General features: G+C 58.5%; 5 protein-coding genes. 3 read left to right on the top strand and 2 right to left on the bottom strand.

Annotated elements, in window-relative coordinates:
* Entirely contained in the window at positions 1 to 942 is a 942-nt protein-coding gene (locus AACY49_RS05050; protein WP_258699285.1) for a glycosyltransferase family 2 protein, read from the bottom strand.
* 243 nt (positions 943 to 1,185) lie between these two features.
* Here AACY49_RS05050 and AACY49_RS05045 point away from each other — a divergent pair, with 243 nt between their 5' ends.
* Positions 1,186 to 2,310: an OpgC family protein gene (locus AACY49_RS05045; RefSeq protein ID WP_339522046.1), complete on the top strand. Its 1,125-nt coding sequence runs from the start codon at positions 1,186 to 1,188 to the stop codon at positions 2,308 to 2,310.
* Between the two features lie 56 nt (positions 2,311 to 2,366).
* Here the strand turns inward: AACY49_RS05045 and AACY49_RS05040 are convergent, their stop codons facing one another.
* The gene (locus AACY49_RS05040) at positions 2,367 to 3,788 is read right to left on the bottom strand and encodes an amino acid permease (RefSeq protein WP_339522044.1); all 1,422 of its coding nucleotides are present in this window, start codon (positions 3,786 to 3,788) and stop codon (positions 2,367 to 2,369) included.
* Positions 3,789 to 4,285: 497 nt separating this feature from the next.
* Between AACY49_RS05040 and AACY49_RS05035 the strand changes: the two genes are divergently transcribed.
* Together AACY49_RS05035 and AACY49_RS05030 are read left to right on the top strand one after the other, a co-directional pair.
* Complete coding sequence (locus tag AACY49_RS05035; RefSeq protein WP_258699281.1) at positions 4,286 to 7,396, top strand: transglycosylase domain-containing protein; 3,111 nt, start codon at positions 4,286 to 4,288, stop codon at positions 7,394 to 7,396.
* Positions 7,397 to 7,551: 155 nt separating this feature from the next.
* Complete coding sequence (locus AACY49_RS05030) at positions 7,552 to 12,672, top strand: NEL-type E3 ubiquitin ligase domain-containing protein (protein WP_339522040.1); 5,121 nt, start codon at positions 7,552 to 7,554, stop codon at positions 12,670 to 12,672.
* Positions 12,673 to 12,744 lie beyond the last annotated feature (72 nt).

Below are 12,744 nucleotides of genomic sequence, written 5' to 3'. Positions count from 1 at the left end.
CTAAAGCCCTAGTCGGTCTTTGCCGCCGATGACGTCCTTAACCACATAACGGGGACGGTGTTTGGCTTCGATATAGATACGACCGATGTACTCACCGAGGATGCCAATGCCGATCAGCTGTACGCCGCCGAGAAACAGAATGGCTGTCATCAACGACGGATAACCGGGAACGCTGTTACCAAAGAAAATCTTGTCCAGCACCATGTACACCGCGTACAACACCGCGAAAACCGAAATGCCGCCACCGATGTAAGTCCACAATCGCAACGGCACGGTGCTGAACGAAGTAATGCCTTCCAGCGCCAGGTTCCACAGCTTCCAGCCATTGAACTTGCTGCTTCCCGCCACTCGCCGGGCTCGCTCGTATTCCACCACCACGGACGTGAAACCGGCCCACGACAGAACGCCTTTCATGAACAACTGATGCTCGGGAAGTGCGCGAATCACATTGACCACCTTGCGGTCCATGAGCCGGAAATCCCCGACGTTTTCTTCAATCCGGGTGTAGGAAATTCTGTTCAGCAAGTGGTAGAACATCGCCGCACTGTGGCGTTTCAGATAAGTGTCGCTAGCACGATCCCGACGTTTGGCGAGCACCACGTCGGCGCCCTTCTGCCACTCGGCAATCAACCGTGGGATAACGCTGATCGGATCCTGCAGGTCCACGTCCATGGGGATCACCGCATCGCCGGTGGCATATTCCAGCCCGGCAAACAACGCCGGCTCCTTGCCGAAATTGCGCGAGAAATTGATCAGCAATACCTGTTCATCGGCCTGGGCCAGCGCTTTGGCCTCCTCGGCCGTTCGGTCGGTACTGCCGTCGTTGATGAACACGATCTCGACGTCATAAGGGTCAAGTTTCAACTCACGGCGCACCGCCTGATGGAACAGACTGATCGCCTGCTCTTCGTTGAATACCGGAACGATCAGCGAAACCTTCACGTTTCACACTCCTGAGAAATGAAGTGTAGATGTTCGACAGATGCCATCAGGCGCCGTCCTTGTGCGCAACCTGCCCGGCAGACCGACGGCCACGCCGTTCAATTCGCTTGCTTCAGGCAACTGAGACATTAGGTAATATCCAGCCTTTTGCAATTCCCGGTGAATCACGGCACCCTGCGCGCCGCTGTAGGATCGCCGCACCGCTCGCTCCTCCCCGACAACCCCGTTCAAGAGCCCGCCGTCATGACGTTTGAACGCGATCACCGAATCGACTTTTTCCGCGGCCTGGCCCTGATCTTCATCTTCTGGGATCACGTGCCGCAGAACCCGCTCGCCCAGTTCACGGTGCGTAACTTCGGCTTCAGCGATGCGGCGGAGATTTTCGTGTTCCTGGCCGGTTACGCGGCCGTACTGGCCTATGGAAAAATCGCCCGGCGCGACGGTTTCATGGTCGCCACGGTGAAAATCCTGCGGCGGGCCTGGGTGCTTTATGTGGTGCATATCTTTTTGCTGGCGCTGTTGATGGGCATCGTGTTTTTCGCCAACAGCCATGTGGAAACCCGCGATCTGGTGCAGGAAATGGGCTTGCAGTATTTCCTCAGCAACCCCCAGCAAGCATTGATGGATGAGTTGCTGCTGCGCTTCAAGCCGAACCTGATGGACCCGCTGCCCCTGTACATTCTGTTGCTGCTCGGCCTGCCCCCGGTGCTGCCGATGCTGCTGCGCAAGGCTGAATACGTGGTGGGGTTGTCGGTGGTGGTGTACCTGTTGGCGCCATGGCTGCAGTGGAACCTGGCGGGTGCCGACGGGGCCATGTGGTTTTTCAATCCGATGGCCTGGCAGCTGCTGTTCATTCTCGGTGGCGCGACGGCGATTCACAGGCAAAAGCCTGGGGCGCCGCAACCCCGACCGCTGGCTCGGCAGCCGGTTTTCATCGCAGCGCTGAGCTATTTGCTGATCACCGGGCTGATCGCGCTGTCGTGGAAGTGGCCGACCGTGCATGACGCCTTCATGCCCCAGCAGCTCGGCGAATGGCTCTATCCGATCAGCAAGACCCACCTCTCGCCAGCGCGCCTGCTGCACTTCCTCGCCCTCGCCTACGTCACCGCCAGGTTGTTGCCGGACACGGGCTGGACGCAACACTGGCTGGCGCGACAAAGCTGTCGCATGGGCCGCTATTCCCTGGAAGTGTTCTGCTTTGGCGTGTTGCTGGCGCCGTTGGCGGACATGCTCAACGCCTTGGGCGGGAATGCATTGGGGATGCAACTATTCAGCGCGATGCTGGGGGTCGGGTTGATGGCGTTGCTGGGGGCCTGGCTGGATTTCAACAGGCGGTTGAGCACGCCGATACCAGTGGCAGCCGTTTAAAATACACAAGCCCCGGTCATCTCGACCGGGGCTTGTGTATGGCTGGCGTTACAGGTTCAAGACGCCGAACGCACAGCGCCTTGCGGCACATTGGCCGGTTGCAGCTTGAACATGTAGAACAACACCGTCAGCAGCACCAGGAAGGCAGGCCCGACATACAGCGCCACGCGAGTGTCCGGGAAGTACGCCATCAGGCCGACCACCAGCACCAGGAACGCCAGCGCCAGATAAGAACTGACCGGATACAGCCACATGCGGTATTTGAGGCCAGCACGCTCGCTGGCGCTCAGGCCTTTGCGGAACTTGAGCTGGGCCAGCAGGATCATCGCCCAGGTCCAGATCGCGCCGAAGGTGGCAATCGCGGTGACCCAGACGAAGACCTTCTCAGGCGCCAGGTAGTTGAGCAGCACGCCGAGCAGCAAAGCACCGATCGACAGCAGCAGCGCACGACGCGGCACGCCGTTGTTCGAGGTCGTGGCGAAACCGGCCGGGGCCTGGCCGTTCTGCGCCAGGCTGTAGAGCATGCGCCCGGTGCTGAAGATGCCGCCGTTGCAGGACGACAGCGCGGCGGTGATCACCACGAAGTTGATGATGCCGGCGGCGGTCTTGATGCCCAGACGCTCGAAGGTCATCACGAACGGGCTGCCCTGGGTGCCGATTTCGTTCCATGGGTAAATCGACAGGATCACGAACAAGGCGCCGACGTAGAACAGCAGAATCCGCCAGAACACCGAGCCGATCGCATTGGGGATGGTCTTCTGCGGGTTCTTCGCTTCACCGGCGGTCAGGCCGATCATCTCGACGCCGAGATAGGCGAACATCACCATTTGCAGGGACATCAACACGCCTTGCACGCCGTTGGGCATAAAGCCGCCGTGGGCCCAGAGATTGGAAATCCCCTGGGCTACACCGTCATTGCCGAAGCCGAACGCGATCACGCCGATACCGCCGACCACCATCGCAATGATGGTGACGATTTTGATCAGGGCGAACCAGAATTCGAACTCACCGAAGGCTTTCACCGCGATCAGGTTGATCGAGCCCATGCTGACCAATGCGGCGAGTGCCCAGATCCAGCGCGGCACATCGGGGAACCAGACGCCCATGTACACCGCCACCGCGGTGATTTCGGCGACGCAGGTCACCAGCCACAGGAACCAGTAGTTCCAGCCGGTCAGAAAGCCCGCCAATGGGCCGAGGTAGTCTTGTGCATAACGGCTGAACGAACCGGCGACCGGGTTGTGCACGGCCATCTCGCCGAGGGCGCGCATGATCACCAGGATCGCCAGACCGCCGATGATGTAGGACAGCATGATGGCCGGGCCGGCCATTTCGATGGCCTTGGCCGAACCCAGGAACAGGCCGACGCCGATACAGGCACCGAGCGCCATCAAACGGATATGCCGTTCGCCCAGTTCGCGTTTAAGCGGGCCGCCCTGAGCGGTCTCGCCGTGAGACAGATGATTGCCGATTGGCATAGGGGTACAACCTCCTTGTTATTGGATATGACACACCGAGTGTCGAAGCGCCGACCGACAAGCCAGTGTCAGGTGAAACCGGGCCTGCCTCGTAGGCGGACGCGTCTTGCAGAACAAAACCTGCAAGATCAGCGGGGCGTGCAGTATAAAAAGCTTTCTACAGGGCTTTCCACTCTATAAACCACAACATTCAGCGACAACTCTCGGGAAAAGTCCTTTCAGACAACATCACCCTGTGGCGAGGGAGCTTGCTCCCGCTCGGCTGCGCAGCAGTCGTGAGTCCTGTAAATGCGGTGTGTCTTAAAAAAACTCAGTGTTGCTGGTTTTTGGGACTGCTTCGCAGCCCAGCGGGAGCAAGCTCCCTCGCCACAACACCCCCTTGCCACAGGTAAGGGTGCGTGCCCGATATTTGGTTGTTCACAATTTTTTCACCAACGCCAACCAACGTCTAAGCTTCAAACAAGTCCGATCAATCTGCGTGAATGGATCAGTCGACTATGGGCGCTTTGTGGCAAACCGATTCGAGTAAAACCGTGGTTCCGACTGAACGAGTGGATGAAGCGCCTTTACCTGAGAAACCCCGTCGTTCCCGGCACGGCTGGGGGGCTTTCTGGTTGCTGCTGCTGATTATCCTGATTGTCCTGGGCCTCGCCGCAACCAAGGAAATGCGCACCTCCAGGTTTCAATCCCGGGAAATCAGCAAATACGCCGCCTCGCTGAAATACGAACTGCAACCCGGCCCCAGCGACGCGATTCGCTACCCTGGCGCAGGCCCGTTCGATCAGCGTTTGGGTTACAGCGCCCTGAGTGAATTTCTGCCGCGCCTGCTCAAGCGCGATTACGTGGTGTCGGCACAAACCCGCTTTTCCCCGGCGCTGATGAAGTACCACGACAAGGGCTTTTTCGTGCCCTATTCCGAGAAAATCCAGGCCGGGCTGTCGATCACCGATTGCCGCGCGGCACCGCTGTACCAGTTCAAATATCCACAACAACTTTATTCAAGCTTTGCCGCGATCCCTCCTGTGGTGGTCAACAGCTTGCTCTTTATCGAAAACCGCTTTTTGCTCGATCCTCGTCAGCCCCTGGCCAACCCCGCCGTGGACTGGCCGCGGTTCGGCATGGCGGCGTGGTCTCAGGTGGCCAAGCTGTTGCGCCTGCCCGGCCAATCGGCGGGTGGCAGTACGCTGGCGACGCAGCTTGAGAAGTATCGACACTCGCCCGATGGCTTGACGGTGTCGGGCGCGGAAAAAATCCGCCAGATGATTTCCGCCAGCGTGCGGGCCTATCAGGCGGGGCCGGAAACCCTCCAGATACGGCAAAATGTGGTTCGCGACTACCTCAACAGTGTTCCGCTGTCGGCGGTGCCGGGCCACGGTGAAGTGCATGGCATGGCCGAAGGTTTGCGTGTGTGGTACGGCGCCGACTTCAACAAGGCCAACGAACGGCTGGCCAGCACCGACACCGATCAGAAAAGCCTGGCGGAAAAAGGCCTGGCCCTGCGGGAAATGCTGTCGCTGATGATTGCCCAGCGCCGCCCTTCCCATTACTTGACCAAGGGCCGCGATGAATTGGCCAGCCTCACCGACAGCCATATTCGCCTGCTGGCACAAAATGGCGTGATCGATGCGCCACTCGCGGCGGCGGCACTGGCCAGCCAAGTGACCTATCGCGACTGGCAGACGCAGCCCACCATTCAGCCGATCGAAACCAACAAAGGCATCAGTGTGGCGCGCAGTCGTCTGGGCGGGTTACTCAATCGTCCGCTGTATGACCTCGACCGCCTCGACCTGTCCGCCACCAGCACCCTGCAAGGCGAGCTGCAAGCCCAGGCCACCGCGTACCTCAAGCATCTGGCCGACCCGGCCTATGCCGCGGAAATCGGCTTGATTGGCGAACGCCTGCTCACCCCCACCAGCACCACGCAGGTGCGCTACAGCTTCACCCTGTTCGAACTGACCCCGGACGGCTCGCGGGTACGGGTGCAGACCGACAGCACCGACCAGCCGTTCGACATCAATGAAGGCAGCAAGCTGGAACTGGGCTCCACCGCAAAAATGCGCGTGCTCACCACCTACCTGCAGATCATCTCCGAATTGCACGATCGCTACGCCACCATGAGCGTTGCCGAACTGAAGAAAACCGAAGTCGCCGAACAGGATCGCCTGAGCAGCTGGGCCGTCGATTACATGATTCAGAACACCGACCGCAGCCTGCCAAAAATGCTCGGCGCCGCACTGGATCGCAAATATTCCGCCAGCCCAGGCGAGGCGTTTTTCACCGGTGGCGGGCTGCACACGTTCGTTAACTTCCGCAAGGAAGACAACGGCCGCATGCCGACCCTGCGCGATGCCATTCGTGAGTCGATCAACCTGCCGTTCATTCGGCTGATGCGCGACCTGGTGCGCTACAGCACCTACGCCGGCCCCACCAGCAGCGCCGAATTGCTCAAGGACGACCGCGACCCGCGGCGTCAGGAATACCTGGCCCAGTTCGCCGACCGCGAAGGCACCGCATTCCTGTTGCGGTTCTGGAAGAAGTACCAGAACAAGGACACCCAAACCCGCCTCGAGACCTTCCTCGACAGCATGCACCCGACACCGATCCGCATGGCTGCCGTGCATCGCTATCTATTCCCGCAGGGCGACCAGGAGAGCTTCAACACCTTCGTGCGCTCGCACCTCAAAAGCGCCAAGCTCACGGAAAAACTCACCGACGAACGCCTCGAACGCCTGTACCTGAGTTACGGCCCGGGCAGCTACGACCTGCCGGATCAAGGCTTCATCGCCAAGGTTCACCCGCTGGATCTGTGGTTGATCGGCTACTTGCTGAACAACCCCGACGCCAAGTTCAGCCAGATCGTCAAAGCCAGCGAATTCGAACGCCAGGAGGTTTACAGCTGGCTGTTCAAAAGCAAACACAAGGGCGCCCGCGACAGCCGCATTCGCACGATGCTGGAGATCGAGGCGTTCCTCGACATTCACCAACGCTGGCAGAAAGTCGGCTATCCGTTCGATCACCTGGTGCCCTCGCTGGCCACCGCCATCGGCAGTTCCGGCGACCGCCCGGCTGCGCTGGCGGAACTGATCGGCACCATCCTCAACGACGGTGTACGTCTGCCGACGCTGCGTATCGACAGCCTGCACTTCGCAGCCGATACGCCCTATGAAACCCAACTGGTCAACAATCCGGTGGTCGGCAAACGCGTGATGCCTTCCGAGGTGGCCACCGCCATGCGCGAGGCCTTGTCGCAAGTGGTGGATGCCGGTACGGCCAAACGCGTGGCAGGCAGTTTCAAGCTGGCCGATGGCACCCCGTTGGCCATGGGCGGCAAAACCGGTACCGGTGACAACCGTATCGAAGCCATCGGTTCCGGCGGGCGAATCCTCAGCTCCAAGTCGATCAACCGCACCGCGACCTTCGTGTTCTACATCGGCGACCGCCATTTCGGCACCCTGACTGCCTTCGTGCCCGGACGCTCGGCCGAGGCGTTCAAATTCACCTCGGCCCTGCCGGTGCAAGTGCTCAAGGGCATGGCGCCGATTCTCATGCCGTACCTGCAACCGGGTAGCCGTGTCGCGTGTCAGCCGGTTCCGATAGCGCGACTGTGAGTTTTTGCGCAGCAGGTGGTATTCAGTTATTTTTCCGATTCGAATATTCAACGGTTTAGCGCCAGGAAACGCTGTTTGAGCACAGATGTTTAGACTTTTGTTTTGAGCCCCAACAGATAGGCTGATCATTCTTAAAACAATCAAGGATGATTGCCATGCCTGACTCCCACACACCGGCCAAAAACACGAATAAAGGCCGGCACTACGCGTTCATCAAGAACACCATCAACGACAACTTCAAAACCGCCACCGTCAGCAGAGGCCAGGCACTGGCGGCTACTGGATTGAAGATTGTGCCGTGGTACACCACAGCACCCGCCGCTCATCACGACAAGCTCAAAGCCGCCAACCTCAAGGCATGGGGCTCGCAGAACCAGGTCGACCAACTGTTCGAAAAACTGCGGGACGTCCACTCGTTTGCCGCGCCCCTGCTCCAGGCGAAGCTCAAGGAACGATACGGAATCGAGAATGACGTCACGACGACCTACCTGCGCCTGTACATGCCCAAGGATCAGCCCTGGTACGCGATTGACCTGTCGGGTGGCGTCACTGCCCGAACCGTCTCCCTGCTGGATGCAGCGCTGCACAATTTCGCACGAGCCGAAACGGTCGATGCCGGCTCGCAGTTCATTACCAAACCTGACAAACGCGGGCATTTCGAAGTCATACCGATCAAACACAAAATGACCATCAGGCAGTTCCAGGCGCTTTGCCGGGAGCTGGATATTGGCGCGCTTTACAAAAAACATCTCGAAAGCTATCTGCTTCCCGGCGAGCCGCTAGCCGAAGCCGTCATGAAGCACAAGGTGACCGAAAGTCAGAAAGACGCACTGACCGTCGCCGCGCAGTTGGCGTTGATCACCGGCGATATCCAGTACGATGCCTACAAGCTGATGCTGGATCTGGCACAGGACACACCTCAACTGCTCCTCAATGGGAAACAGATGCTGTGCTGCGACCTGTCCATGATGGACACCCGTCTGACCGGCATTGTGCTGTTGATTCATGCGGTGCGGGGTAGCAGCGGCATTCGACGGCTCATTGCGTACGTCCCCCATGACCCTGATCACCCGCTCAAGGAGTACGAATCCACAGAGGCGTTCACCCATGAGCTGGTGCGCCAATTGCGCGAAGACAAAATCGGCGCATCGTCGCAGCTGAGCTATCGACAATTCTTCAGCCAGTTCGTCGATCAGCAGCAGCGCGGGCACTTCTTCGCCGGCCTGGAGCAACGTCTCTTTACCGTCAAATGGCACACGAAAGAGGATCCGACAGACCAGCGTCCGGCGTGGCGCAAGGAACCCGTGCTTCGACCCCGATTGCAAATCGAGCATTGGCCACTCCCTCGGGATTACTGGAGGCATGCCTACCAGCAAAAGCTCAACAAGATCCTCAACGACGCCCGTGAAATCGCGGTATCCACCGCCGACACCGACAGCAAAGCGCGCTGGGCCTGGTGGGACAACTTCAAGAAAATCGTCTCCGACATTTTCAACGTCGCTCTGTTGATCGCCACACCGTTCGTGCCGGGGCTGGGCGAACTCATGATGGCCTACACCGCTTACCAACTGACCACGGATGTCATCGAAGGCATCGTCGATCTGGCCGAAGGCCTCGGCCTTGAAGCGGCCGAGCATGTGATCAGCGTGGTGACGGATCTCATTCAACTGGCGGCGTTTGGGGCGGGTGCTGAAATCGGCAACGCTTTTCGGCTCAAACTGTCGCCGCTGGTCGAGGGCATGAAACCGGTCAAGCTGCCCAATGGCAAACACACACTGTGGCATCCCGATCTCGCACCCTACGAACAGAAAAATCTCACCCTGTCGGCGGCTTCAAAACCCAATGAGCACGGCCTGCATCGACATGCCAATCAGGACATTCTGCCGCTGGAAGGCAAGCTCTACATCGTCGAAAAAGCCTCCACAGAGCCGACCTCCAATACGCACCGTGTCAAACACCCCACCCGCCCCAATGCCTACTCGCCCAAGATGGAACATAACGGCCATGGCGCCTGGGTGCACGAGGCGGAGAATCCACGAGACTGGGAAGGTGAAACATTGATGCGCCGCCTCGGCCACAGCGTCGATCGCTTTTCGCCCACAGAACTGGAGCAGATCCGCATCAGCAGTGGCACTGACGACAATGAGCTGCGTCGGATGCATGTCGACAACAGTCCTCCGCCGCCGGTGCTGGCCGACACCATCAAGCGCTTCAGTGCGTATGACGAAGTGCAGACAGCGAGTGCGAATATCCGGGGCGGGCGACCGATCGATCCAGCGTCTGTCTGGTTTGAACCGATAACGACGGGCCTGCCAGGATGGCCGCCAGAGCGGGCATTGAGGGTGTATGAAAATGCCGACCTGACAGGCTATTCGCGCAAGTACGGCAATGCCAACGCAACGGACGCCAATACCCTGAGCATGAGTCTCGCTGACCTCACGTCCGGCAAACTGCCCGAACGCGTCGTGGGCTTTCTGAATGAGGCCGAGGTCAGCGCTCTGCTCGGTCGCGACATGCCGAGCGCTGAACGCAACCAGGCGTTGCGCAATCTACTCGCGGACGCCGTCGACGAGCGTCAGGGTGAGTTATCCAAACGTCTGTATCAGGCCGGAGAAAGGTCGAACAAGGCGGATGTCCGCTTGCTGAAGCAAACGTTCCCGGACATGCCGCTCACCCTCACGGAAAAACTCCTGTCTCACGCCAAGGCAGCCGAGTTACAGAGAATGATCGATGAAGATCGCTTGCCGCTACGTATCAAAACCCAGGCCCGGGAATTGAATTTCGAAGCCTCCACCGCTCGCGCCTACGACGGCTTTTATCGGGATGAACGGGTGTTACCGGATACCGAGCGGCTGGCGCTTAATACGCTCAAGTTCAATACCGATGGCTTCGGCGATGTGCGCATCGAGGTGCTGGACGGCACCTATGACGGCACACTGCGGTGCAGCATCGGCCCGGATGACGCCACAACAGTCCGGCGCCTGATCAGAGATGAGCACGGCCAGTACGAGGTTCTCGAGGGAGCCAACAAGAAGCTGCATGACGCCGGTGATTTCTACGAATCGATTCTGCGCGCCCTGCCTGAAGACAAACGCGCGGCATTGGGCTACCAACGGGGTCAGGGCCGTCTGCTCAAAGCGTGGATCATGGAACAATGCGCGCCTGCTGCCGAACGCCGGACATTGCTGGCAGAACCGCCCATTCTCCTGGTTGCCAATATTGAAACAGTCAACCTGGTGCGCGGGCCGAGTCTGTCCACATTCGCAAACACCCCGGAAAAAAGGGTCAGGAACCTCTATCCGAAATTAAACGAACAAGAGGTGAGAGCCTTCGTTGAGGCCTTGCGCGCCAAGGGTGATCCCGACAAGGCCATCGACCGGCTCAGGGATGAACTCGTCGAACTGAAGAACATATTGGCGGAATGGGAAAACAAAGCAATGGGCTACGTTTCCGCTGATTCGGGATCCGGACCTGAATATGATGATTTCAGGTATCGCGGCGGAAGGCATATTCGGGAACGGCTCCTTGAATGCTTCGAACGCAAAAGCGAGGCCTTCGGTGGGCGCAACAGTCATCCAGAAGGCGGCTATACGCTGGACTTGTCCTCCGACTTCATGGGCCCGAAACTCGATCGTTGGTGGAAGGATCTGCGTGAGCAACCCAATATCAAAAAATACATCGACCAAGTGACCGTGCTGAATGTGGACAACGCTCGTTTTTCTCCTGACACCAAAGGTCTGTTGGACGACTTCCCCAACGTTCGTCATTTGAGCGCCCGCCATAGCGGCCTGACCGAGCTGCCGCCCAGTGTCGGCACGATGCGTCTGCTCGAAACCTTGCGTCTGACAGACAACAGCATCCAATTAACGGCTGACTCTGCCAAGTCGCTGAGAGAGCTCACTCGCCTGGAAACGCTAAGGCTCGATAACAATCCGCTCAAGCAGCCTCCGGATGTCGGCCACATGCCCAGACTGAGGGTATTGAGTCTGAACAACACCGGTATCGATGCCTGGCCGGAAGGTCTTTTCAAGGAAGGGGTTTTCGAGAAACATCACCCGCGCGGCTTTTCTCTCGATCTACGGGAATGTCCGATCACGAACGTACCCGATGTCGTGCCTGGCTCCGATCATGCGTTTCTCGTGGCACGCACGCGACTCGACGCAACGAAGCTTTCCGATGTTGATCGAGTCCGTTTTGGAGACTACCGCGAGTCCGTAGGCTTGGCCCGTGAGCAAGTCTATGAGCGGGCTGCGGCCAATGAGTTATCTCATTGGCAATCGTTACCGGACTCAGAAATTTATAGTCAATCGGCGGGGATCGGAACCTATAGAGAGGAGAACTGGCACGATGTGATGGCGGAACCCGACTCCACCGATTTTTTCAAAGTTATCCGTAAACAGAGAGCCGGCAAGGATTACCGAAGCGATAATTCGCGCAAGCAACTGACCCGGCGGGTCTGGCAGATGATCGATGCCGTCGCGCTCGACACCGATCTGCGCGAGGAACTGTTCAAACAGGCCAAACATCCTGAAACCTGCGGGGATGCCGGGGCACAACTGTTCAATAACATGGGAATAAAAGTGTTGGTGTCGCAGGCGCACGCCGAATCGACAACTGGCGCGGCGCTTGAAAACAAACTTGTCAAACTGGCCAGGAGTGCCGCTCGCCTGGAAAAAATAAACGAAATTGCCAGAGCAGAGGTTGAGAGTCAGAACGACAGATTCAAAAGCAATCCGGGAAAATTCGACGCTCCGGATCCTGTGGAAGTGCACCTTGCGTACGAGACAGGGCTGGCCAAGCGACTGGATTTGCCTTGGCAATCTGAAGGCATGCTGTATCAGACGAGAGCAGACGTGGACGCCGCCAAGATTAACGCCGCGTACGATAGTGTCATCGCTTTCGAAGACGGTGACGGATTGGTCGACGGGATGATCGGTTTATTCGAGAACCCGTTTTGGGAAAAACACTTGCGCAAAACCCACCCGGACACATTCGATGCAAGTGATCGCCGTCTCGCAACCAAACATGCTCTGCTCGAAGATCTGCGCACAGCCCAAAACAACTGGGCGAACGCCCGGACTCCGGCGGAGCGCTCCTCGCGCAAAGGAAGAGTGGAAACGCTTGCCAACCAGCTGAATATTCCACACACCCAAGTGTTTACCGGAAGGGAAATGACCACGCAGTTTTATGACCGGATGCTGTCAGAGATGGCCGAAGAACGAAACGAGTTGGCCAGAACACTGACCCGTAAAGCATTGGCAAACGCCGGACTCTAAACAATGCAATGCGCCATGGGTGCAAACGCTTAACCCCCGAGTGTCATCCACTCGGGGCTGGCTTTTTCATCC

It is taken from the genome of Pseudomonas sp. EL_65y_Pfl2_R96, assembly GCF_963970905.1.
GTDB lineage: Bacteria > Pseudomonadota > Gammaproteobacteria > Pseudomonadales > Pseudomonadaceae > Aquipseudomonas.
This window is presented reverse-complemented; position numbering and strand designations above follow the sequence as displayed.